This window comes from Marinobacter sp. F4218, from assembly GCF_019443085.1.
GTDB classification, from domain to species: Bacteria; Pseudomonadota; Gammaproteobacteria; order Pseudomonadales; family Oleiphilaceae; genus Marinobacter; species Marinobacter albus.
The window spans coordinates 66,463-90,025 of the sequence record NZ_JAHZIL010000004.1 but is presented as its reverse complement, the minus strand read 5'-3'; the positions used below and the strand labels follow the sequence as shown (position 1 = coordinate 90,025).

The 23,563-nt window shown below is 57.9% G+C and carries 23 protein-coding genes and 1 tRNA gene; 17 read left to right on the top strand and 7 right to left on the bottom strand.

Annotated elements, in window-relative coordinates; genetic code table 11:
- Positions 1 to 30 precede the first annotated feature (30 nt).
- The 10 genes from K0B93_RS15735 (at position 31) to K0B93_RS15690 (ending at position 7,496) form a co-directional block, all read left to right on the top strand.
- Positions 31 to 528 (top strand): OmpH family outer membrane protein, encoded by a 498-nt coding sequence (locus tag K0B93_RS15735; RefSeq protein ID WP_219868222.1) that lies wholly within the window; start codon positions 31 to 33, stop codon positions 526 to 528.
- A gap of 39 nt (positions 529 to 567) precedes the next feature.
- Complete coding sequence (lpxD, locus tag K0B93_RS15730; RefSeq protein WP_219868221.1) at positions 568 to 1,593, top strand: UDP-3-O-(3-hydroxymyristoyl)glucosamine N-acyltransferase; 1,026 nt, start codon at positions 568 to 570, stop codon at positions 1,591 to 1,593.
- Between the two features lie 11 nt (positions 1,594 to 1,604).
- Positions 1,605 to 2,042 (top strand): 3-hydroxyacyl-ACP dehydratase FabZ, encoded by a 438-nt coding sequence (gene fabZ / locus K0B93_RS15725; RefSeq protein WP_219868220.1) that lies wholly within the window; start codon positions 1,605 to 1,607, stop codon positions 2,040 to 2,042.
- The gene (gene lpxA / locus K0B93_RS15720) at positions 2,042 to 2,833 is read left to right on the top strand and encodes an acyl-ACP--UDP-N-acetylglucosamine O-acyltransferase (protein ID WP_219868219.1); all 792 of its coding nucleotides are present in this window, start codon (positions 2,042 to 2,044) and stop codon (positions 2,831 to 2,833) included. Before fabZ ends, lpxA begins: the two co-directional genes overlap by 1 nt.
- Before the next feature lie 18 nt (positions 2,834 to 2,851).
- On the top strand, positions 2,852 to 4,039 hold the full coding sequence (lpxB, locus tag K0B93_RS15715) for a lipid-A-disaccharide synthase (protein ID WP_219868218.1): 1,188 nt from the start codon (positions 2,852 to 2,854) through the stop codon (positions 4,037 to 4,039).
- On the top strand, positions 4,039 to 4,734 hold the full coding sequence (gene rnhB / locus K0B93_RS15710) for a ribonuclease HII (RefSeq protein ID WP_219868217.1): 696 nt from the start codon (positions 4,039 to 4,041) through the stop codon (positions 4,732 to 4,734). Before lpxB ends, rnhB begins: the two co-directional genes overlap by 1 nt.
- Before the next feature lie 71 nt (positions 4,735 to 4,805).
- Positions 4,806 to 4,882, top strand: a tRNA-Met gene (locus K0B93_RS15705).
- Between the two features lie 749 nt (positions 4,883 to 5,631).
- Positions 5,632 to 5,913, top strand: a complete 282-nt coding sequence (locus tag K0B93_RS15700; protein ID WP_219868216.1) for a hypothetical protein — start codon at positions 5,632 to 5,634, stop codon at positions 5,911 to 5,913.
- A 79-nt stretch (positions 5,914 to 5,992) separates the two neighbouring features.
- Positions 5,993 to 6,499 (top strand): hypothetical protein, encoded by a 507-nt coding sequence (locus K0B93_RS15695; protein WP_219868215.1) that lies wholly within the window; start codon positions 5,993 to 5,995, stop codon positions 6,497 to 6,499.
- Between the two features lie 445 nt (positions 6,500 to 6,944).
- Positions 6,945 to 7,496 carry a hypothetical protein gene (locus K0B93_RS15690; RefSeq protein ID WP_219868214.1) on the top strand — a complete coding sequence of 184 codons (552 nt, stop codon included), beginning with the start codon at positions 6,945 to 6,947 and terminating at the stop codon, positions 7,494 to 7,496.
- 62 nt (positions 7,497 to 7,558) lie between these two features.
- Here K0B93_RS15690 and K0B93_RS15685 read toward each other — a convergent pair whose 3' ends face one another.
- Positions 7,559 to 8,455 (bottom strand): LysR family transcriptional regulator, encoded by an 897-nt coding sequence (locus K0B93_RS15685; protein WP_219868213.1) that lies wholly within the window; start codon positions 8,453 to 8,455, stop codon positions 7,559 to 7,561.
- A 164-nt stretch (positions 8,456 to 8,619) separates the two neighbouring features.
- Between K0B93_RS15685 and K0B93_RS15680 the strand changes: the two genes are divergently transcribed.
- From K0B93_RS15680 to K0B93_RS15665, 4 genes are all read left to right on the top strand, one after another.
- Positions 8,620 to 9,096 carry a DoxX family protein gene (locus tag K0B93_RS15680; RefSeq protein ID WP_219868668.1) on the top strand — a complete coding sequence of 159 codons (477 nt, stop codon included), beginning with the start codon at positions 8,620 to 8,622 and terminating at the stop codon, positions 9,094 to 9,096.
- Between the two features lie 90 nt (positions 9,097 to 9,186).
- Positions 9,187 to 10,134 (top strand): glutathione S-transferase family protein, encoded by a 948-nt coding sequence (locus K0B93_RS15675; protein WP_219868212.1) that lies wholly within the window; start codon positions 9,187 to 9,189, stop codon positions 10,132 to 10,134.
- A 49-nt stretch (positions 10,135 to 10,183) separates the two neighbouring features.
- Complete coding sequence (locus K0B93_RS15670) at positions 10,184 to 11,023, top strand: DODA-type extradiol aromatic ring-opening family dioxygenase (RefSeq protein WP_219868211.1); 840 nt, start codon at positions 10,184 to 10,186, stop codon at positions 11,021 to 11,023.
- Between the two features lie 538 nt (positions 11,024 to 11,561).
- Positions 11,562 to 11,807 carry a fibronectin type III domain-containing protein gene (locus K0B93_RS15665; RefSeq protein ID WP_228743561.1) on the top strand — a complete coding sequence of 82 codons (246 nt, stop codon included), beginning with the start codon at positions 11,562 to 11,564 and terminating at the stop codon, positions 11,805 to 11,807.
- 37 nt (positions 11,808 to 11,844) lie between these two features.
- Here the strand turns inward: K0B93_RS15665 and K0B93_RS15660 are convergent, their stop codons facing one another.
- The 4 genes from K0B93_RS15660 to K0B93_RS15645 form a co-directional block, all read right to left on the bottom strand.
- Positions 11,845 to 14,412, bottom strand: a complete 2,568-nt coding sequence (locus K0B93_RS15660) for a CHASE2 domain-containing protein (RefSeq protein WP_219868210.1) — start codon at positions 14,410 to 14,412, stop codon at positions 11,845 to 11,847.
- A 33-nt stretch (positions 14,413 to 14,445) separates the two neighbouring features.
- Positions 14,446 to 16,083, bottom strand: coding sequence for a FecR family protein (locus K0B93_RS15655; protein ID WP_219868209.1), 1,638 nt, complete (start codon positions 16,081 to 16,083; stop codon positions 14,446 to 14,448).
- On the bottom strand, positions 16,076 to 16,813 hold the full coding sequence (locus K0B93_RS15650) for a response regulator transcription factor (RefSeq protein ID WP_219868208.1): 738 nt from the start codon (positions 16,811 to 16,813) through the stop codon (positions 16,076 to 16,078). Before K0B93_RS15650 ends, K0B93_RS15655 begins: the two co-directional genes overlap by 8 nt.
- Positions 16,814 to 16,928: 115 nt before the next feature.
- Positions 16,929 to 19,103 carry a DNA topoisomerase 3 gene (locus tag K0B93_RS15645; RefSeq protein ID WP_219868207.1) on the bottom strand — a complete coding sequence of 725 codons (2,175 nt, stop codon included), beginning with the start codon at positions 19,101 to 19,103 and terminating at the stop codon, positions 16,929 to 16,931.
- Positions 19,104 to 19,228: 125 nt separating this feature from the next.
- Here K0B93_RS15645 and K0B93_RS15640 point away from each other — a divergent pair, with 125 nt between their 5' ends.
- Positions 19,229 to 19,585, top strand: coding sequence for a BolA family protein (locus tag K0B93_RS15640; protein ID WP_219868206.1), 357 nt, complete (start codon positions 19,229 to 19,231; stop codon positions 19,583 to 19,585).
- Positions 19,582 to 20,205 carry an L-threonylcarbamoyladenylate synthase gene (locus K0B93_RS15635; protein ID WP_219868205.1) on the top strand — a complete coding sequence of 208 codons (624 nt, stop codon included), beginning with the start codon at positions 19,582 to 19,584 and terminating at the stop codon, positions 20,203 to 20,205. Before K0B93_RS15640 ends, K0B93_RS15635 begins: the two co-directional genes overlap by 4 nt.
- A 20-nt stretch (positions 20,206 to 20,225) precedes the next feature.
- Here K0B93_RS15635 and K0B93_RS15630 read toward each other — a convergent pair whose 3' ends face one another.
- Positions 20,226 to 20,891, bottom strand: a complete 666-nt coding sequence (locus tag K0B93_RS15630) for a hypothetical protein (protein ID WP_219868204.1) — start codon at positions 20,889 to 20,891, stop codon at positions 20,226 to 20,228.
- A 251-nt stretch (positions 20,892 to 21,142) separates the two neighbouring features.
- Between K0B93_RS15630 and K0B93_RS15625 the strand changes: the two genes are divergently transcribed.
- A complete protein-coding gene (locus tag K0B93_RS15625) occupies positions 21,143 to 22,759 on the top strand; it encodes a methyl-accepting chemotaxis protein (protein WP_219868203.1) in 1,617 nt (538 codons plus the stop codon).
- Here the strand turns inward: K0B93_RS15625 and K0B93_RS15620 are convergent.
- Positions 22,756 to 23,397, bottom strand: coding sequence for an MBL fold metallo-hydrolase (locus K0B93_RS15620; RefSeq protein ID WP_219868202.1), 642 nt, complete (start codon positions 23,395 to 23,397; stop codon positions 22,756 to 22,758). The two genes, K0B93_RS15625 and K0B93_RS15620, sit on opposite strands and share 4 nt — an antisense overlap.
- Positions 23,398 to 23,563 lie beyond the last annotated feature (166 nt).

Here is a 23,563-nt window from a genome sequence, read left to right as displayed (position 1 = left end):
AAAATAATGGATGAAACAAGGAGAATACCGATGTCTCGAATTCTAATAATGGTTGCGGCTGCCTTGATGGCACTCTCGTTCCCGGCAATGGCCGAAACCCGTATCGGTGTCGTTGATCTGCGCCAGGCGCTGTTCTCATCAAACGATGCCAAGAGTTTCAGCGAGACCCTTCAGAAGGATTTCGCCGGTGACGAAGCCAAAGTGCGGGAAGTGCAGGAGGAAGCTCGTCAGTTGAAGGAGCGTCTGGAAAAAGACGGCGCGATGATGAACGAGAGCGAGCGCAACAAGCTGGCCGGCGAGTTCCAGGAAAAGGTCAAGGAGTTCAATTTCCTGAAACAGCGTCTGGACAGCACCGTGGCGCAGCGAAAGCAGGCGTTCCTGGAGCAGGCCCGTCCCGAGGTTGACGCCGCCGTCGAAGAATTGCTCGAAGAACACGACCTTGATCTGATTCTACCCAGCGAAGCCGTGGTCTACGTGAAGCCGGAAATGAACCTCACCCCGCAGCTGCTCGAAAAGCTGAACCGTTAACCCTGGTGGGGTAGTCCCCGGAACGTAATGGAGCAAGTAATGACAGAGAGGTCCTTTCGGCTCGAAGAAATTGCTGCAGCGCTGGGAGCCGAACTCCGGGGAGACCCCGATGTTCATGTGACTGGGCTCGCAACCCTGCAGGCCGCGAAGCCGGGCGAGATCAGCTTTCTGGCCAACCCTTCCTATGCCAAATATCTGGCAGACACCCAGGCTTCCGCAGTCATCATGTCGCCGGCTTCCGCCGGAAACGCCACGACCAATGTCCTGTTATTGGACAATCCTTACCTGGGCTACGCTCGCCTGAGCCACTGGTTCGACCCTGAACCCGTATCGGAAGCTGGCATTCATCCGTCAGCCGTCGTGGACGCCAGTGCCCGAGTGGCGGGCAGCGCATCAATCGGTCCCAATGCCGTTATTGAAGCCGACGTGGAAATCGGCGAAAAGGTGGTGGTTGGCGCCGGTTCCGTGATCGGCGCCCGCACCCGTGTGGGTGCAGGGACAGTTATTCGTCCCCGGGTAACGCTTGCCCACGATGTGGTCGTGGGGCAGCGCTGCCATATCCTGAGTGGCGCCGTGGTCGGTTCTGATGGTTTTGGTTTTGCCAACGAGAAAGGTGTTTGGCAGAGAATTGCCCAACTGGGCCGAGTGGTGCTGGGTGATGACGTCGAAGTCGGCGCCAATACGACCATAGATCGGGGCGCACTCGATGACACGATTATCGGCGACGGGGTGAAGCTCGACAATCTGATACAGATCGCTCACAACGTGCAGATTGGTGACCACAGTGCCATGGCGGCCATGGTAGGTATCGCCGGTAGCACCCGCATAGGGCGACATTGTGTCTTCGGGGGAGCGTCCGGGGTAGCGGGGCATCTCGACATTGCAGACCAGGTGCATCTGACCGGTATGACCCTGGTAACCGGCGATATCCGGGAACCGGGAGTCTATTCCTCCGGCACCAGTGCGGATACCAACCGCAAATGGCGAAAGAATGCGGTGCGCTTCAGGCAGCTGGATGACCTGGCACGACGGATCAAAGAACTGGAAAAGAAATTAGAGGGCTGAGGCCGATCAAGATGATGCGAATTGACGAAATCATGGAATACCTGCCGCATCGTTATCCGTTCCTGCTGGTGGACCGGGTAACGGAGGTTGAAAAGGGAAAATTGATCAAGGGGTACAAGAATATCTCGTTCAACGAGTCATTCTTCCAGGGCCATTTCCCGAATAATCCGATCATGCCGGGTGTGCTGATCATCGAGGCCATGGCGCAGCTTTCTGGCATTCTCGGTTTTGTGACCGTAGAACGGAAACCGGCAGACGGCGTGGTACAATACCTCGCTGGTTCCAGTAAGGCCCGCTTCAAGCGTCCTGTGCTGCCGGGAGATCAGCTCTGTATGGAGTCGGAACTGATTTCAGGCAAGCGTGGCATCTGGAAATTCGATTGTCGGGCACTGGTCGACGGTGAAGTCGTGTGCGTGGCAGAGATACTGACCGCTGAGAGAGAAGTTTGATGGCGACAAGTGACTGGTCGGGTATTCATCCTCAAGCGATTGTAGACCCATCAGCCAAACTCGGTGACAACGTGACCGTTGGTCCCTGGAGTTACATTGGCCCTGGCGTTGAAATAGGGGATGGCACCGAGATCCTGTCCCACGTGGTTGTGAAAGGGCCGACCGTAATCGGTCGGAACAACCGGATTTTCCAGTTCTCCAGTATTGGAGAGGAATGTCAGGACAAGAAATACGCTGGTGAGCCGACGACTCTGACGATCGGCGACAACAACGTTATCCGCGAGAACTGCACTATCCACCGGGGCACTATCCAGGACCGTGGAGAAACCCGTATCGGCAGTGGTAATCTCCTGATGGCATACGTGCATGTGGCCCACGACTGCGTCGTTGGCGACAACACCATTCTTGCCAACTGTGCGACCCTGGCCGGCCACGTCAACGTGGGTGATTTTGCCATTCTGGGTGGCGGCACCATGGTGCACCAGTTCTGTAACATCGGTCCCCACAGCATGGCGGCCGGTGGCAGCATTGTACTCAAGGATATTCCCGCCTATGTCATGGCGAGCGGCCAGTCAGCTCAGCCTCACGGCATGAACGTCGAGGGTCTGAAGCGCCGAGGTTTCAGCAAGGAAGTCCTGCTCAGCTTACGCAGAGCGTACAAAGTGATCTATCGCCAGGGCCTGACGACTGAACAGGCGGTGGAAGAACTGACCAGTGCTTATCGGGATGTCCCCGAAATTAACCCTCTCATCGACTCCCTGCGTGGAGCCCACCGCGGCATCATCCGCTAATCTGGCGGGAGCCTGAAGGTGACGGACCATCCTTTGAACCGTGCGGTTGTCAGCAACCGCCGAATTACCTTCGGAATCATTGCCGGTGAGGCATCGGGAGACATTCTCGGTGCCGGCCTTATCCGGTCTCTTCGTAGCCGGTATCCCAATGCCAGATTTGTGGGTATTGGCGGTGACGACATGATCGCCGAAGGGTTTCACTCTCTGGTCCCCATGGAACGGCTTTCCGTGATGGGGCTGATAGAAGTTCTGGGCCGGATCCGAGAGTTGTTCCAGATTCGAGCCCGCCTTCTTGAGTATTTTTTTACGACCCCGCCGGATGTCGTCATCGGCATTGATTCCCCCGATTTCACCCTGACCATTGAACGGCGTTGCCGCGAGGCCGGGATTCCGACGGTTCACTACGTCAGCCCGTCGGTCTGGGCCTGGCGACAGAAACGGATTTTCAAGATTGCCAAGTCCGTGAACCTGATGCTCACGCTGTTCCCCTTCGAGGCCCGTTTTTACGAGGATCATCAGGTTCCGGTGGCCTTTGTGGGGCACCCGCTGGCTGATCGTATTCCCATGGTCCCTGAAACAGGCAAGGCGCGTCAGGAGCTGGGGCTTGCCGATCAGGCTCCGTTGCTGGCGGTACTGCCGGGAAGCCGGGCTGGTGAGGTAGAGCGCCTGGGAACCCTGTTTCTGGAAGCCGCTCGCTGGATTCAGGAGAAACGCCCGGATTTGCAGTTGGTGATTCCCTGTGTCAATCGGGAGCGGGAAAAACAGGTACGGGACCTGGTTGATGCCCTGGAAGTGAAGTTGCCAGTTACCATCGTTCGTGGGAGGTCCCGGGAGGTCATGGCCGCCTCGGATGTCGTGCTTCTCGCCTCCGGCACAGCGACGCTGGAAGCCATGTTACTGAAAAAGCCCATGGTGGTGGGGTACCGGTTGAGTGATTTCAGCTACGCGCTGTTGTCGCGTCTGGTCAAGGTGCCCCATGTGGCACTGCCCAATTTACTGGCCCGGGAGGCTCTGGTTCCTGAACTGTTGCAGGACGAGGCAACTGCCGAGGCGCTGGGGTCTGCGGTACTGGAGCGGTTGGAGAATCAGCAGGAGCGCCAACGGCTGGTAGATGCTTTTACCGAGTTGCATCAGACGCTGAAGCAGGACGCCGATGAGAAAGCCGCGCAGGCCATTTCAGACCTTTTAGAAGGGAGGCGAGCCTGATGGCACGCGTTGAGTTGCCGCCATTCGAATGTTCCTACCAGGGCCCATTGCTGGCCGGTGTGGATGAGGTGGGGCGAGGGCCACTCATTGGCGCGGTTGTGACCGCCGCGGTGATCCTCAATCCGGAGAGGCCGATTGCGGGACTGGCCGATTCCAAGAAGTTGACGGAAAAAAAGCGTAACGCACTGTATGACGAGATTGTCGAAAAGGCCACCGCCTGGTGCATTGGACGTTGTGAGGCCCATGAAATTGATCAACTGAACATCTACCAGGCCACGATGGTCGCGATGGAACGGGCAATCGCCGGGCTCTGCATTGAGCCTGAGTACGTGCTGGTCGACGGCAATCGGTGCCCGAAGTGGCGCTGGGCATCCGAACCGGTGGTAAAGGGCGACAGCCGGGTTGAGGCGATCAGTGCTGCCTCCATCCTCGCAAAGGTTACCCGTGATCGGGAGATGGAAGTGCTGGAACAGACCTATCCAGGCTATGGACTGGCGAAGCACAAGGGATACCCGACACCGGTTCACCTCGAAGCCCTGTTTCGCCTGGGCGTCACGCCCGAGCATCGTCGATCCTTCCGTCCGGTTCAGGAGGCGATCGAGGAGGCTGGTTTCTGGAAGCAGTCGGAGGTGCGAGAAACCGCTGATGCAGGGGACCTTCATTTCCCCGTCGATTTGTTTGAAAATAGCAATTGACAGGGTGGTTTTCAGTCCTTAAGATACGCGCACGTTGATCGGGGGTCACCCCGGTAAACAACCAGTTTTGATGCGGGGTGGAGCAGTCTGGTAGCTCGTCGGGCTCATAACCCGAAGGTCGTAGGTTCGAATCCTGCCCCCGCTACCATATAAGAGAAAGGCAGATCAGTGATTCACTGACCTGCCTTTTTTCGTTTGGGGAAGAGGTAGTCCTTCCAGAACCGGTACGAATGTCGTTACCTCTCTCTTGGGGTCGCGTTACATAGATATGGCGAAATGCTGGCAGTCTGCCGGTTTGTGCATTCTGGTCCCTCTCGCCGGCGGACGCACGGCCCTTCATCCTGCGACCTAGAGTAAAGAGGCTATCAATCTATCAGGCTCGTTGAGCCTATTGATGATGCTCATAGCTTGGTCATCGGTTACCACTGCAGGTCCTTTCCGAGGGTTTTTCGAGCGAGTAACTTCGTCAATATCTTCGAACTGCTTGTCCAAATTATCTCCCCACCCCCCTTTTGCCCCCGGATCATGAGAGTGCTTTATTTGCTGAAAGCGAATGAAAGGTCGCCGGATCCAATACCAATAGGTTTTCTCAGTGCGGTTGCTGTAACGGTTCGGCCGAACTACTGAGTGAACCTGATAGCTCAGGTGAAAAAGCTGTCCCTGCATTTTTGCGGCTCCTTGCCAGATACTTTACTTGCATACAGCGTTATTGTTGGCGCCGATCACAGACGTCAAATGATTCCGTGGCAAGGGGATTAACAGTGAGCTAAGCTTTTGTTTTCTGTATTTATGGGCAGCGCAAATAGGGATTCAAAGGCCGTAATAATGAAGCGGTCAAGTTTTTGCAATCGCGAAGCGCGCTGCCTAATTGCTGTTAATCCTGTGGGGGTCTCTCGCATGAGATTGTGGGTTCTTCTGGCAGCTCTGGTTCTCACGGGGTGTGACAACACTACGTTTTCAGCCTCTCCCAACTTTTCGCTCTTTGAAACCTCGGCAGGTGTTGTCTATTTACTCAACCAGAGTACTGGGGAACTGAAAGTAATTTCTCCGAAGCAGGCTGTCATCAATGCCGGAGAAGTCTTTAGGGATGGTGAAGGTCGGTTCTTCAAATACCTGGGTAACGGGAAAGTCGAAAAAGTCGACGAAATTGAGTCGCTTGTCCAAAAGTACAGTGATTAACAAGCGGCAGAACAGCGACCGCGTTTCCGCCGCTTTAAGGCTCCAAACCGGCGCATGTGCCGGGCGCTAAAGGTAAACGATGAAACCTACCCACTACTTCGCCATTTTGATTCGGCTATTTGCGATAGCTCTGGTTATCTATACCGTCAGGCAGTCCTCAGTTCTTGTCGAGGTACTGACTAGCGGCGGTATTCAAGACTATGGAGTGCCAGCAGGCTTTGCGTGGGTGTCGGTTCTGTGCCCTTTGGTTGTGGCCCTATTGCTGTGGTTTTTTCCCATGACGGTTTCTGCCTCGATCATTCGACCTGAGCTGGATCAACCTATTGAACCGATGAGCGCACCAAGCATTCTCACAGTTTTAGTGCTGGCAATCGGCTTGTACGTTCTCTACTTCGCTATTTCTGACACTGTGTACTGGCTGACTCTCTGGCAAATGAGTGGTGACAAATACTCCGAATCCACTCTTTATTTAGGGGGAGAAAGCAAGGCCGCCATGGTTACCACTGTAGTAGAGCTATTATTGGCTGTGTTGCTTGTGGCACGAGCCAGAACCGTATCGGGCTTGATGCTCAATCTAACCCGATAACTCCCTCACGACGGCGTCATTCAGAGAGTCAGGAAATGGCCTCGCCTTGAGTGCGAACTATAAATATGATCGGTGTTTTTGCTCAGTCTGCGGATCAGAACTAGGAGAGGTATTGTCGAAAGGCGATTCGGCTAGGCAATTTGAAGGGCACCCTGTCCAGCCTTAGCTGAAATGCATGCCAATGCGAGACCGTTTGTTCCGGCCTCGCGAGGCTCCGCCGGACAGTTTTCCCGGAAACATCAGGCAATCATCAATTTTTGGGCCAAGCCAGCCGCCAACCTGAGTGCGTGAACGCTTTCTTTAGCCCGGAGTAGGTTTCCAGCTATGATGAAATTGAATGACTATTCGCCTCAGTCGATTCACTGCGGAGGCGCATCTGAGAGAACTCTTGCCACTTGCCGCCTGTGGGAGTCATAAACCACAGGTATCAATGGGGAATGTGAGCATGGACATTGAACGCTTTATTGCTGACTGCATCGCTGCTAACGAAGAGACCGATGCTCAAGCCGCCGTCAATGAAGTACTTGCCCGAGCGGTTTCAACACCCGGTGCCGTGTTGGCGGCTCTAGGCGAGCCTGACAAGGCAGGATTGAACGTTCTTCTGAGTTCTCCCACGCTGACGATATTTTCAGCCACGTGGACGCCCCAGATGAACCTCATGCCTCACAATCACCGGATGTGGGCCAATATCGGAATTTACACAGGTCGCGAGGACAACATATTCTGGAAAAGGACGTCTCAGGGAATCAAGGCGTCCGGCGCAAATGCGCTGTTCGTAAAGGACACGGTAATGCTGCCTGAAGACGCAGTGCATTCGGTTACCAATCCATTGCAGCGTTTCACGGGGGGAATCCACATCTATGGTGGTGATTTCTTCGATACCCGGCGGAGCCAATGGAACCCGGAGACACTTGAGGAAGAGCCTTCTGATGGCGCCAAGATCCGTGAAGTTTTCCAACGTGAAAACGAAAGGTTGGGTCTTCACAAAAAGGCATGAGGGGCGTCGCTTAATGCTTTCGAAACCGTCTCAAAGCGCGGCGTCAGGCGCCCCGAATCTGGTTATTCAAACCGATCCCAATAGGGCGGTTCCCCGAAATACCCGTCCATGAAGTCCACGAAGCTGCGAACCTTGCTTGCCAGCAACTGCCGGTGGGCGTACACGGCGTAGAGTGCCATGGGTTCTGGCTCGCACTCTGGCAGGATTACCTGAAGTTTCCCCTCCCGGATTGCCGAACCTGCAATGAAAGTGGGCTGTAGGGCAATCCCGGCCCCAGCAACAGCGGCCTCCACCAGCACATCGCCGTTATTGCTGACCATGCCGCTTCCCGCACTCCGCAACTCGCGGTGCACCGCCTCGTTGGCATCCACATCCATGTAGCTGTAGCGCAGGTAACGATGGTCCCGGAGTTCCTCCGGTCGTTCGGGTGTGCCCCGTTGTTCCAGGTAGTCCGGGGAGGCGCACATGACCAGGCGCACCGGCGCTATGCGCTTGGCGATCAGGGAGGAGCTTTTCAGGTGGCCGATACGCAGCGCGATATCGAAGCCTTCCTCGACAATATCGACCTTGCGGTCGTTCAGCTGCAGGTCGATGTCGACGGCGGGGTGGGCTTTCTGGAAGGCCGTCAACATTGGCGCCATATGGCGGATGGCAAAGGAGACCGGGGCACTGATGCGCAGCAGGCCGCGCGCCTGGGTCTGCAGGTCGCCCAGCTGGTTTTCCATGTCGTCGATGTCGTTGAGAACCTGCTGCGCGCGCTGGTGGTAGCTTGCGCCCGCCTCCGTCAGGTGGATCTTGCGGGTAGTGCGGTTCAGCAGGCGTACACCAAGGTGTTGCTCCAGCTGGGAAACGTATTTGCTGACCAGCTGCGGGGACATCTCCATCCGGTCAGCAGCGCGTGTGAAGGTGCCTTCGTTCACTACCGTGACAAAGGCCCGCATGGCATCGATACGGTCCATAAACTCATCCCCTCGCTGGTGCTCCCACAATTATCAATGTTTGGTTGATAATAAAGCAACATTGGTCATCTTAGTCTTTTGGTTTGGCGATAGTAGAGTGGGTTCATCACCTGAAGCGGGGGCTTCGGGACAAATCAATGAAAGCAAGATTCGAGGTGACCATCATGAACAATCAATTCGCACAGACACTGCTCCAATCCAGCGCTGGTTTCGCTGCCCTGGTACTTCGGGTTCCGGTTGGGCTGGTTCTCGCCGCCCACGGCGCCCAGAAACTCTTCGGGTGGTTTGGTGGTTACGGTCTTGAGGGGACAGGCCAGTGGATGGCGAGCATTGGGCTGGAGCCAGGCTACCTGATGGCGCTACTCGCCGGCAGTGCCGAATTCTTTGGCGGCCTGGCGCTGGCCCTTGGCCTGCTGACCCGACCGGCGGCACTGGTCAACGCCGTTGCCATGCTGGTGGCGATCTTCGCGGTTCACATCGGCAATGGCCTGTTCATGTCCAACAATGGTTACGAATACGCCCTGACTCTGTTCGTTGTGAGCGTGGCCCTGGCCATCCAGGGTGGCGGACGCCTTGCTCTGGACAACGTGCTGCTTGAGCGCGTCGGTGGGATCGGCCATGGCCAGCGGGCTGCCATTTGATGGGCTGGGTTTTTGTCACAGTACGAATTCAAGACTGAAATGGGCACTCCTCCGACGCGGGGAGTGCCTTGCTGACCGGAGGACTGAATCATGCTGGTGAATGGTGTCTGGCAAGAGAATTGGCAACCCGTGCAGGCAAAGGACGAGCAGGGGCGTTTTATCCGCCAGGTTTCCCCGTTCCGAAACTGGATTACGCCCGATGGCTCGGCCGGTCCCACCGGGGCTGGCGGATTCAGGGCGGAAAAGGGACGTTATCATCTCTACGTAGCGTACATCTGTCCCTGGGCGTCGAGAGCGTTGATGGTTCGGGAACTGAAAGGGCTGAAGGATCTGATCGGGGTTACGGTGGTCAATCCCCGGTTGACCGATCAAGGCTGGCAGTTTGGTGGTTATCCCGGAGCGGACGAGGACACGATCAACGGTGCGCGCTACATGCACGAGCTGTACACCCGTTCGGATCCGGAGATCTCTGGTCGGGCTACCGTGCCGGTGTTATGGGACAAACAGACCGGGACAATCGTGAACAATGAGTCTGCGGATGTGGTTCGAATGCTGAACAGCGCCTTTGCAGGCATTGTGGACCAGGGCCCGGATCTGTACCCGGAAGATCTCGCGGCCGAGATCGACAGCCTCAATGCTTATCTTTATACGGATCTGAATAACGGTGTCTATCAGGCCGGCTTTGCCTCTAGTCAGGAAGCCTATAATGAAGCCTATGCCAAGGTCTTTTCGGCCCTGGATGAGCTTGAGGCGCGTCTGGCGGACGGGCGCACCTATCTGTTTGGTGATCGCCTGACGGAAACCGATGTCCGTCTGTTCGTCACCCTGGTGCGCTTCGATGCGGCCTACCATGGGTTGTTCAAGTGCAACCGTAATACCCTGCGAGCCATGCCACGCCTGCATGCCTACATGCATCGGATTCTGAAGCTGGACGGGGTGGCAAGCACGGTAAACCTTGATCACATCAAGGCCGGGTATTACTCCATCAAGGCGCTGAACCCGACCGGTATTGTACCGGCAGGGCCGGGCGAACTCTGAACGGTATTGCCGGTAACCCGCATGCGACCGTTTGCTGGAGGGGGCGACCATGACCACAGATAATGATGTACTGTTCATCTCACATGGCGGCGGGCCAATGCCGTTGCTGGGCGATCCCGGGCATCGGGAGCTGGTGGAACGGCTCTCCGAAATGGGCGGTGCGCTGAAAAAGCCCTCGGCGATTCTGGTTATCAGCGCCCATTGGGAGGAGGCGGTACCGACAATCACCGCCGGTGCCAACCCGCCGTTGATCTACGACTATTATGGCTTTCCTCCAGAGGCCTACGACATTCAGTATCCCTGCCCGGGTGAGCCCGTGCTTGCCCGCCAGGTTTACCAGGCGTTGGATAAGGCGGGAATTCCGGCAAGGCTTGATGATAAGCGCGGCTTCGATCATGGCCTGTTCGTGCCGCTGAAGCTGATGTACCCAGAGGCCGATATTCCCTGCGTTCAGCTGTCGCTGGTAGGCAGTCTGGATGCCGGCGTGCATCTGGCGATTGGCAAGGCGTTGCAGGCGCTGGACTACGACAACCTGCTGGTGATCGGGTCCGGCTTCTCGTTTCACAACATGCGAGCGTTCTTCACCCCCAATACGCCGGAGATTCAGGCCCGCAACCAGGCTTTCGAAGACTGGCTGGACGAGACTTGCTCCGACTCCACCATGCCGGAATCACAGCGCGCCGAGCGCCTGATCCACTGGGATCAGGCTCCCCACGCCCGATTCTGCCATCCCCGGGAAGAGCATCTCTTGCCCTTGCACGTGTGTTACGGGTTGGCGGGCAGGGCCAGCGACGCCCATATCCCGGCAACCATCCTCGGCAAGAAATCAGGGATGTTTCACTGGTCCAGCGAATCGCCCCTCTACTCCCTCCAGGACGCCCTCTCATAGCCATCTGAACTGCTTCTGTTCGTGCTGTTGGTATACATCTGCCAGCGTCAACACTAAATTGACGAATTCTCGGCCCATCCAAGTTCAAAAAATGTCATATCCACGGCGCTGATCGGCGTGCTCTCCATGAACTCCTGTTTAAGGGGACACTTTTTCCTGCCTGTTTTATGACTTTCCTCTAGGTACAAACCCTTACCTCAATTCCATTCCAGGTTAAAAATTACCCAAAAAACAGCGCAATGGAATATTTTATTACCGATATCTGACGGAAAATTGACCAATTTGTAATTAGTAAATTGACGTTTGCCTCATTCATAATTGCCCACGAATTGAACAACTCCTCTGTAACGACGATTAAATGGTGAATATAGATATGAAACGCGTCAACAAAATGTCAATGGCAGGGATGGCCGCGTTTGTAATCGGGACTCTTCTCACAGGCTGTGGCGGAGGCGGGTCAGGTTCCGGCACTGGATCTACTGCAGGCAACGGCGGGTACGTCGATGAGCGCACGGCGGTACTGAGCTGGAGCGCACCCATGACTCGGGAAAATGGCGACAGCATCCAGATGGGCGAGCTCGAGAAGTACGTGATTCGGTATGGAAAGGATGCGGAAGACCTGGGCGAGGAAGTGGTTATCAGCAACGCTCAGTCCGAAGCTGAAATGTCCTACGCGATCAACGGGCTGGAAAATGGTACCTGGTACTTTACAATTCAGGTGCAGGACACCAGTGGTGTGATGAGTGCACCGTCAGATGTAGTTAGCAAGTCTATTCAGTCTTGATCCGTGATGCCCCTTGTATGCCTGAAGTAACGAAGTCTCAGGCAAGGGGGTCGGCAATCGGGAGCTTCAGGGTAAAGGTAGAGCCTTCACCAGGCGTCGAAGCCACCGAAATTTCCCCTCGGTGTTTCTCCACCACAATCTTTACAAACGACAAGCCCAGACCTGTGCCATGCACACCGGCCAGCTCGCTTCTCTTCTGGCGACGGTAACGATCAAACAGGTGGGGTAGCTCGTCCGCATCAATACCGCTGCCCTCGTCGCCGATGGTGAGGCAGGCCTGATGGCCAGCCCGGTATACCTGGATGTCGATGGCCGAATCCGCCGGACTGTACTGGACGGCATTGGTCAGCAGATTGATGACCGCTCGCTCGAGCAATTCCGCATTGCCTTTCAGCCAGAGATCCTCGGTGCCCTGCAGTTGCAGCTGGATATTCTTTTCCGCCGCCTGCTCACTGACACTGTCACGGGCGTTTTCGACGATGGCCAGGAACTCGCACTCATAGAAACGGGTTTCCGTCAGCTGTTCGGCGCGTGCCAGCTGAACAAACTCTTCCGCAAGGTGATAGCTCCGCCTGGCAAGTCGGCCAAGCTGGTCAAGCTGTGCCTTCTCAATGTGGCTCGGATCCCGTTTGAGCTGCTCGATCAATGCCAACTGTGACACCAGGGGCGACCGGACATCGTGGGAGATGAAGTCGATGGCTTCCCGGTGCTGGCGCTGTTGTTCCCGAAGTTCGGAAATGTCGGAGATGTTAGCGATGATGCCGTGCTGATCGCTGTCCGGCAGGGCGAATGGCGCAAAGTGAATCAGGAAGTCTTTGTTGCGAATGCGCAGGTCGACTGTGCGGCTTTGCCTTAGCGTCAGGGTTTCCGAAACGGTTTCGTGCCAGGGGGGCGTCTCCCGGGGGTCATGCCCCTCCAGAAGCCGGGCCAGGGGGAGGCCGGCAAGGCTTGGCATCGGTTCCTGGAACCACTCCTCGATGTGACCATTGGCAAAACGGATCACGGCCAGTTCGTCCGTCACGATGATGCCGTCGGGCATGCGTTCGAAGCTGCGCCGGATAAACTGCTGCATGTGATTGAGCCGTTCGGTGGCGAGGCGCACCCGCTCGATTCTCGCGGAGATGTTCTCCCGCGGCTTTTCCTTTTTGAGGTGTCCCTCGCTGGCTTTCAGGTGGAGGCGGCGAAGGTAGCGCTGGATGGCCTCGCGGCTCAGGTCATTCGGCAGGATCAGGCCTAGGGTGTAGGTGGTGTTTCCGCGCAGCAGTTCTATCCAGCTTCGGTTGCTGTCATGGACCCAGTGGCCGGCTTCGAGGTTTCCGGGGATGTCGGCGGTGGTCAGGCCGCGACGTGATAGGGTGTTCGGCCCTTCACAGAGCAGCCATCCCTCAGGTTGAAGCAGTGCCTGGAAATGTTCGAGGAGCTGGGCAGGGTGCCGTCGCGAGGGTTCCGGAACCGAGATGTGTGGGCTGCGGGCGAGGTCGTCCAGTTGCCGGTTCAGGAAGCGATTGGTCATGGCGAGGCGAAAGCCGCTGGATATCGGCAGTGCCAGCAATGGGACCAGCAGTGCATTCGCGACGGGAATCCACAGGTTCGCGACAAACAGCCCAGAGAAATGGGCGACAAGCAGCACTGCCACGGTCATCAGGCAGGCGGCAATGGTGCGAGTCGGCCGCATTCTCGGCAGTAGGAGAGAGAGCGCGAGCACAATTGCCAGGGTAAGTGTCGGTGAAACCCAGACCGGAGCCCGACGAATCAGAAGGTCCTGGTTGAGGGCCGAAAAGGTGTTGGCATGGAACTCCACGCCCGACATTGGCCGGCTCAGCCCTGAAAAGGGTGTGGGCAGTATGTCGCCGAAACCCACTGCCGTTGCACCGACAAATACGGTTTTGCCCTCGAAAACTTCCGGTGCCGGAGGTTGATTAAGTACCTCGATATACGAGTACGTGGGCAGGGTGCCGGCTCCGCCTACAAGCGGCACCGCCCGATATTCATCCCGGACATTCATGAATGGCGGAGCCGGATGAGTGTCGGATCCATTCCCGGGGAAGCTCGAGGCGGCCAGGGAGAGGCTGGGCCAGAGTTGGTTGCCCAGGCCATTGAAAAGATAGAGCCCCCGGGCGACCCCGTCCTCATCAAGTTCAACATGGGCGTGGCCGAGACTGGAGGCCGCAGCTGTGAGTTCAGGTGCGGGAAGTTCTTCGCTCAGCAGTTGATGGGCTGTCGGTGGAGAAAGATGAATGGGCAGTACGACATTGCCATGCCTGCGCATTGCACCGGCAAGAACGGTGTCCTCTGCAGACGGTTCGGGAAACAGCACGTCGAAGACAATGGTCTTCGCACCGGCGGACGTCAGTTTCTCGATGAGTTCGGCGTGGATCGTGCGTTGCCAGGGCCATCGCCCAAGCCGGTCGAGGCTGAACTCGTCAATAGCCACAATGGCAACCTGGCTCGAAAGTGGGGCTGGTGCGGCGGTAGTGGCTTTATCGAACAGCCAGTAATCCAGCCGTTGGGGAAGTTCGGATGACTGGATCAGGATAAGCAGTGCCAGCAGTATCAGGCCCATTGTCCAGGGAGTCGTTTTTATTGGCAGCCATTCCCGGTTCATGAGCCCTGCTGTGTCGTTCGGTTGTTCAATGGATTATTCCAGGTACAGTTCCCTCCCGGGTCCCCAGCGACTGGTCAAGGGGCCGTCAGAAAGAGCTTTAAGCCGCACAAAATACCGTCTTCCGGGAATCAGGCGCAAGGCTGCCGTGGTATCGGCAAGCTTAGCCTCCTTTATAATGTTCTGGAACTCGGGCTCCTCGGAAAGCTGGAGGCGATATTCCCTCGCGGTCCTGACCTTCTCCCAGAACACCCGAACCTGGCTATCCACGTAATTGACGCTGATGATGCGCACCGGCGGAAGACTTCCGTTTACCACCAGTGTTCTGGTTTCGCTGATCGCCACCGAGTTGCCACCGGCTTCGGTAACTACCCGCCAGTAGTATTGGCCGGGCCCGAGGGGACGCAACGGCAGCGCCGATGTTTCAGGGGCCCATTCGCTCGTGGTAACCAATTCCCGGAAGCTGTCGTCTTCGGCGATTTCCACCCGCGCGACTTCGTTCTGGCCGTTCAGGCTCCAGCGGAATTCCGGCATATCATCGTTGGCTACGCCACCGGCAGCAGGGGCAACCAGGCTTGCGGATTGCGCCTGCAAGTCAATCTCGAAGGGGATTACCGCTGGCATGCCCGCTGTGCCGCGACTGTCCAACGCCGCCAGGTGAATTTCGTAATCGCCATTGTCGAGCATGCTTAGTTTGAACTCGCTGCCGTCGAGCTTTCGGCTTTCCACCCAGCGCCCGCTGTCAGACTCGAAAATATCGAGGCGGTGTCGTGGCGCCTGGCTTGGCGCCCAGCTTACCGGTGCCGGAAGCTTGGTCAGAGTGGCCGGGATTGGATTGACCTCCGGTGCCGGCGGCAGGCGGCGGATGCTGAGGCCGGTATTGGACGTGGTCGAAACCGAGGCACTGTATCCCGCCGGGATTCGGCGAGTCTTGCCGGGCGAGCCGAAATCAACCACGCCCTCGGTGACCTGGAGGCTGGTGCCGTTGACGGAGGTCTGCAGGGCAAATACGGTTCCGCGAACCGCAGCAACGGCCGATGGGGTTTCGATTTCGAACCGTGCACCACCCTCTATCACCGGTTTCACCCGGGTATGGACCTCACCTTTGTGCAGGCGCAGGCGTGTATCCACCATCCCGGATTTTCCGTACTGGGTCAGGCGGTTAAAAATCAGTCGGGAGTCCGGCGAAATTCGCACCTCCGATCCGTCCGCCAGTGCGATGGTTGCAGAGCCGGAACCGGAGAGGATTTCGTCGCCCACGCGAATCAGGGTGTAGGACGTCAGGGGTAGCTTTCGACCGTCTGCGCTGGAGATCAGCTGAACCGATCCGGAAACGGTCGTAACACGGGCCGGGTCGGGTTGGCGCTTCAGCCAGGACAGGGGAATGCGGATGCTGTCGCCTTCGGCTATTGCCGAACTTTTTTCAATGTTGTTGTACTGAAGCAGGCGCGCTGCCGAATAGCCTGGCGCCAGTAGTTCGCCTGCCACTTGGCCGTAACTCTCACCGGGCCGCAACGTGTATATCCACTCGGGCGTCGTCGCTTTTTGAGAATCACCGACCGAGGAGGCAGAACCCTGGGTGATGGACAGTTCGGCCTGAGTGGTGAATGCGGTCAACAGGATGGCCGGCGCCCACAGCAGCCGGAAAAGTCGTTGCACTCCCGTTTTACTCATTCGCGGCCCGATCAGTCTCGACGATGTCAGTGGTCTCTGCTTCCGGCGTCTGCATCGACTCGAGCCGGTAGCCGCGCTGGTAGATGGTCTTGATCCGGAAACCGTTCTCGGGGTTCAGGCCGAGTCGGCGCCGCAGGCGGCTCATGTGGGTGTCTACGGTACGGGTGTTGATGTCACGTGCCAGGCCCCATACCCGCTCCAGGAGCATTTCTCTTGTTAGCAGCCGGCCCTGGTTCTGGAACAGGAACAGGGTCAGGTCAAAATCTTTATCGGTCAGGGTCAGCTCTTCCCCGTGCAGAGTGATGATGCGGCGCTTGGTGTTGACCTCAAACGGACCGTATCTCAGCAATTCCTTCTCGCTGTCCGGGTTGATTCGGCGGGCGAGGGCGTTAATCCGCGCTACCAGCTCAGCTTCCCGGGCCGGCTTGGCCAGGTAGTCGTCGGCACCGGCATCCAGGGCCCTGACGATATCCGCTTCGCTGTCTCGCTGGGTGAGGAAGACGACTGGAATGGACCAGTCGAGCTGGGCCCGGACATTTTCCAGCACTTCAATGCCGGTCATGTCTGGTATCTGCCAGTCCAGGATAAGGAGATCGTAACTGCGATGCAGGACAGCACTGAGGAACGACTGGCCAGCGGGGAAGCTGTCACAGTGGTGCCCGTGCTCGGACAACATCGACTGTACGTGCTGTGCCTGTTCGTATTCGTCTTCAAGCAGAGCGATTCGCATGAAGCCTCTCCCGGGGTTGCTCGCTGTTTTCATCTTGCCGATAGGCTAATGATCAGACGGACTGATCAGCCATACCGCCGGATTATCACAAAATGTGACAATGTATTCAGTATCGTTATGTAGACTTGCGTAAACGGATGGCGGGTTTCCCATCCTCGTCATTAAGCGTTTGTCGGCAGGCAGGGAAATTACTGCAGCCCCAGAACCAGCCTTTTTTTCCTTTTCTTCGGACCAGCGGTGAAAAACAGTGGGGGCAGGGGATCGGTTTCTGGCCGGTGCCATCCGCCGGAGCCGTATCCTCGATGGGTCTCGTGCCTGTGCAATCCGGGTACCGGGTGCAGGCGTGGAAGCGTCCAAACTTGCCGTCCCTTTCGGTCATGGGCGCCCGGCATTTCGGACAATGCACCTGCCCCGGCTGAGCGTCTCCCGGTTCATCGGCGACACGGTCGCCCTGTGGGCGATTAATGAAATCCCGGACTTCCTGTTTCAGTGTGTCCAGGAAGGCGCGGGGGTCGCCCTCGCCACGCCGGATGCTTTCAAGTGTTGCCTCCCATACCGCGGTACGGTCCGGTTTGCTGACTGATTCGGGCAGGGCGCTGATCAGCGCCTTTCCCTTGTCAGTGGCCCGGATGTGCCGGCTGTCCCGGTACAGGTATTCCCTTTTGAACAGCGTGTCGATAATCGCGGCGCGGGTGGCTTCGGTGCCGAGTCCGTCGGTCTCCCGAAGCGTCTTGCGCAACTCGGGATCGCTGACGAAGCGGGCAATGTTGGTCATCGCCGAGAGCAGGGTGGCGTCGGTGAAGTGCTGCGGCGGCTGGGTTTTCCGTTCAGCAATAGAGCAGTCGTCGCACAGCACCGGTTCGCCCCGTTCCAGTCTTGGGAGCGGCGCTTTCTGGGGATCGCTTCTGCCTTCCCGCAGCTTCAGTTCCAGGGCCTTCCAGCCAGGCGTCAGGATGGCGGTCTCGGTGGCCCGGAACTTGTGTTCCGCCACTCGCACCGTAAGGCGGCCTTCCCGGTGCACGGCATCGGCCGCGAACTGCATCAGGTAGTGACGGCTGATCAGGTCGTAGATTTTCTCTTCGGCCGGTGTCAGCTTGCCATTCGGAGCCGGCCGGCTGGTTGGAATGATGGCGTGGTGGGCGTCTACCCGTTTGTCGTTCCAGGCGGCGGTTCGACGCTCAAGATCTGCCGCGCTGCAGGCGTCAGCGAGGTTTGGCGCAACCCGGGCAATCGCCCGTACCACCTGTTCCCGCTGACCGTAGTGGCCTTCCGGAAGGTACCGGCAGTCTGAACGTGGGTAGGTGATCAGTTGGTGCCGTTCGTACAGATTCTGCGCCGTATCCAGAACCTCTTTGGCGCCCATGCGAAATAGCCGCCCGGCCTCAATCTGAAGCACCGAGAGTGACAAAGGTAAAGGCGGTGGTTCCGGGCGGTCGCGAAACCGGGACTCGACGATCGTTCCGGGGCGTCCGTTGGTGTCGGCGGCGATCTGCTCTGCCGTTGCCCTGTCGAGCAAGCGGTTTTCCTCATCAAGGTGATCGCGGAACTGTTCGTCTGGCAGCCAGCGCGCGGTGAACGGGGTTTGGTCCGCTTCCTCTTCCTGTGCTGTGAAGCGCGCCTCAATGCGAAAAAAGGGCCTGGGGTCAAAGTTCGCGATGGTGTTGTCACGCTCCACCACGAGACCCAGAACCGGCGTCTGCACCCGGCCGACGGAATAGACGCCCTGTTCGCCCTGCTGCTGGTAGGTCAGGGTATAGAAGCGTGTCAGGTTAATGCCGTACAGCCAGTCGGCGCGTTGGCGAGCGAGAGCCGAGTGGGACAGCCGGCGGAATTCACGGTTGTCCTTCGGGGTCTGAACGGCCTTCGCCACTGCGGCAGGTGTCAGATCGTTGATCAGTATTCGCTGAACCGGCGCTTTTGCGCCGAAGTACCTGAGTACCTCGTCCACCAGCAGTTGCCCCTCCCGGTCGGGATCCCCTGCGTGGACAATGGTTTCGGCCTGACGTATCAGGGACTCAAGCACCTTCAGTTGCTGGCGCACGCTGTCCTTGGGCATTACCTGCCATTGCTCCGGGAACATGGGTAAATGTTCCTGGCGCCATTTCTTCCAGGCGGGGTTGTAGCGAGCCGGTTCGGCGGGCTCCAGCAAGTGGCCAATACACCAACTGACGGTGGCAGCGTCGTCGCCTTTGCCGCAACGGATCCAGCCCTGGCCTTTCTGATAGGGGCCGGGCAGGGCGGCGGCAATGGCGCGGCCGAGGCTTGGTTTTTCGGCAATATAGAGGTGCATGGTTCTGGGCGCGATTGGGTCGGGATGGGAATGTGGCTGTTTGGTTCTTTGCTGTCAAGGTTCGGGCGGCTGGCGGTTTGTGTAGTAGACTGCAGGAAAGAAAGCATTCGCAGAAGGATTGAGTAATGAAGGTCCAGAACACCATCGAGACGAAGCTCAACGGGGCTTTTGACGTCCGTTTTTTGCAGGTCGAGAACGAGAGCCACAAACACAGCGTGCCGCCGAATTCGGAGACGCACTTCAAGGTCACCCTGGTGTCCCCGGATTTTGAGGGCCAGATGAAAGTCAGGCGGCATCAGGCCATTTACAGTGTCCTGGCCGATGAGCTCGCGGGCGAGGTCCATGCTCTGGCCCTGCACCTGTACTCGCCGAAGGAATGGGAGGCAACGGGTCAGGCCGCCCCCGAGTCACCGAACTGCATGGGTGGCTCGAAGAACGACCCGGCCATGGCTGGGTCTGTGAGTCGGGGAGAGGGCTCATGAGCCAGTTTTTTCAGATTCACCCGGAAACGCCGCAGAAGAGACTGATCAACCAGGCGGTGGATATTCTCCGGCGCGGCGGCGTGATTGTGTATCCCACGGATTCGGCGTATGCCATTGGCTGCCATCTGGGGGACAAGCAGGCGGCGGATCGCATCAAGCGAATACGGCGCCTGGACGACAAACACAACTTTACCCTCGTATGCCGGGACCTTTCCGATATCGGCGTATACGCCAAGGTGGATAACACCCAGTACCGGTTGCTGAAGAACTTCACCCCCGGGCCTTACACGTTCATTCTGGACGCCACCAGCGAAGTGCCACGCCGGCTGCTGCACCCCAAGCGGCGCTCGGTGGGCGTCCGTGTTCCGGACAACGCCATCGTTCAGGAGCTGCTGGGTGAGCTGGGGGAGCCGATCATGAGCAGTACGCTGATCCTGCCCGGTGAAACCGAACCGATGACCGATCCCTACGAAATCCGGGAAACCCTGGAACACGAACTGGATCTGATCATCGATGGTGGCTTCTGTGGAATGGAGGCGACGACGGTTGTGGATTTCACCGGCGAGGCCCCGGTGGTGACACGGGTCGGCAAGGGCGATCCCGCACCCTTCAATGTGTGATGGGAAAGGCGGGGTAAGGTTCAGGCCCTGGCGTTCAGGTTGAACGCATAGCCCCGGCTATTACCTGCCGCTTCCATTTTCTCGGCACTGGCGGAGCGGCGCAGGGTGTCGTATCGATGAACCAGGTCCTGAAGGCCGTTGAACTGCTGGTTCTCGCTTATGAGTGTGTCCAGTAGCGGATTGTTTACCCCGTAGGCCTGATTAAGCTTCAAGGCGTTGTCCATGAAATGCAGCGTCGGCTCATTGACGCTCAGTCGGCTGAAGGCGTCCTTGAAGTTCCTGTTAATGTTCAGGTCATTCTCGATGAGCGTCTTCGACTCCTCGGTGATCTGGCCGCTTACCTGGATTTTTCCACTTTCACCCCGGTTCACGTTGAGTGCGGTGTTAGGCGCGAGGCTGTACTCGGCAAGCTTGTGCCGCAGTGTTTCCCGCACAAAGGCAAGATCCTGCCCCACTGACTGCTTGTAGTCCGCCATCGCAAGTTTGCGGGACTTCAGGTTGGCCAGGTCTTTCCCGTCGTCGCCGGAGGGTGTGAAACGGTCATCACCCGGCCCGCCGACAGGTTGCGGGGCCGGGCTGTCAGCCTTGGCGGGCCCGCCCTGCGCAGCACTGTCGGATGTCGGGCGTTTTTCCATCGCCTGTTGAAACTGGCTGCTTGCCCGAATCAGGGATGTCAGTAGTGACATGGCTCTGTGTCCTCTCTTGGCAACGGGTGCGTTTGCCGGAAAATCATCGTCTGCCTTGTGCTATGCACGTTTCGGGCCATTCCCATAGGGGCAGCAGGCCGGGCGGTATGTGCCGGGAGTTACCTCAGATCTGATCTGCGTCAGTAAAAAAATGGCGCGTTTCTATAGAGTCCGGTGTCGATTCGCTGTCGTCGACCGACGTCAAACGCGACAGTTAACTCGATCTTTGTGTGCCTTTCTGCCGGACTGCCATGACAAAACAACACTCCATCCGTTTTCTGTTACTCGCCGCGTTGGCGGCGGCCTTCTCCCTGGTTCTGGTGCTGACGGTTCTCTACAACGCTCAGGCCCAACGCGAGCATATGGAGGAATTCAGCCACCAGTACGTGGATGGCCTCGCCAAATCCTATTTCGATGGTCTCAATACCATGATGGTAACGGGCACTATCGCCAACCGGGATTTGTTGCGCGAGAAGGTGATGGCGCCCGACGAAGTCCTGGATATCCGGGTTGTTCGCAGTGACCATTTAAACCGGATGTTCGGCAAAGGAACCGCCGCCGAGCAGAAGCGCGATGCGCTGGACCGGCAGGCGCTGGCTGGTGAGCGGGTGGAATCCTATTCCAGCAACGCAGATGGCCGTGTCTACACGCTGGTTGAGCCGGTGGTTGCCAGTGAGAATTACCAGGGCGTGAATTGCCTCGGATGCCATCAGGCTGAGGAAGGGCAGGTGCTTGGGGCCATCCGGGTGGATTATTCACTGGCGGCAACCGATGCCCGTCTGCACCAGCAGCTGTTGGCCAGCGGTGGTATCCAGGCCGTGATTTTTGCAGCGGTGTTTTTCCTGACCGCGTTCGTCCTCGGCCGATTGGTGTTTTCACGTTTGCGACGGCTTCATGACCGGATGGACGAGATATCCCGCAATTCTGACCTGACCGTCGAACTTGAGGTCGGCCGAAACGATGAGATCGGGTCGGTGTCCCGCGCCTTTAACCGGATGATGGCGAAAATCCGCGAGAGTATGAACACGGTAATGGACAATGCCGAGCAGGTGGAGCGGGCGGCTCGCGGCATAGCGGAAAAATCCGGAACCACAGAACGGGAAGTGCTCGCACAGCGGGATAACACCGACCAGGTTGCCAGTGCCACCACCGAAATGGCTGCATCCGCGGTTCAGGTCCGTGAAAATGCCATTCACACCACCCGGAAATCGGCCGACACCGCTGCTTCCGCCAGTGCCGGCGAACAACTGGCGCGCAATGCGGTTGAGGGCATTGAGGTACTGAACAACGAGGTTCAGGCAGGGGCCAGGCGAATCGAGCAACTGGACCAACGCACCAGTCAGATGTCGGACATGCTGGAGGTGATTTCCAATATTGCCGACCAGACCAATCTGCTCGCTCTGAACGCTGCCATTGAGGCAGCACGTGCAGGTGAACAGGGGCGCGGATTCTCGGTAGTTGCCGATGAGGTTCGGGCACTGGCATCCCGCACCCAGGATTCCACCGAGGAAATCCGCAACACCATCACCGGCCTGAAAAGTGAGGTGGTGGACTGTGTGGCCACCATGAGCCACGCCTCGGAGATGGCGGAGCATCAGGTGCAGGCCATTCTCAGGGTGGAGTCCGAGCTGCAGACCATCGCCCTGGCGGTGCGCCAGATAACCGATCTGAACCAGGAAATGGAGAGCGCAGCCGACGAGCAGAGCGACGTTTCCGAGTCGATCAATCACAACGTGATTGAGATAAGCCGCTCTGCCGAGCAAACCTCCCGGGATGCCCAGGAAACCTCTCGCATCGCCGGGGATCTGCTAGCTATGGCGGAGACCCTCCGTGCGACCATCGCGCAGTTCCGGTTAGCGCAGGGTTAGCCTCGGTGGTCCGAGACAAACGGGTTGGTGGCCCGCTCCTTTCCAAACGTGGACATGGGGCCGTGCCCGGGGATAAAGGCGACATCGTCGCCCAAAGGGAACAGCTTTTCCCGAATCGACCGTATCAGAGTGGCGTGGTCGCCCTTCGGGAAATCGGTCCGGCCAATGGAGCCATGGAAAAGGACATCGCCAACCAGGGCCAACCTCGACGACTGGTGGAAAAACACCACATGCCCCGGGGTGTGTCCGGGGCAATGCAGTACTTGCAGGGTTTGTTCTCCGACGGTTACCTCCTCACCATCGTTCAGCCAGCGATCAGGGGTGAAGGTCTCCGGGGTCGGGAAACCGAACATCTGAGCCTGCTGGGGTAGACCTGCAATCCAGAACTGGTCCTCCCGCTGAGGACCCTCGATCGGAACAGCCAGCTCCCGCGCCAGTTCCGCAGTGCCCCCGGCGTGGTCAATGTGGGCATGGGTGAGCAGGATCTTTTCGACGGTAACGGCTTCCTCGCTCACGGCAGCGCGAATCCGGTCCAGATCCCCGCCGGGATCGACCACCGCGGCTTTCCGGGTTGTTTCGCACCAGATCAGCGAGCAGTTCTGCTGAAACGGAGTAACCGGGATGATGCGGTATTTCATGGCAGGCGTTACCTCTGTCAGATCAATTTGGCGCAGTAGTCTACGATAATTCGCCGTGGCTGAAACCCGGATGACGGCTACCCGAGGCATAGACAGGATGTGACACAGACCTCAATTTTAACGCCATCACGGGTAGATAGTGAGGTCCTGGACTGGCAATTGTTCG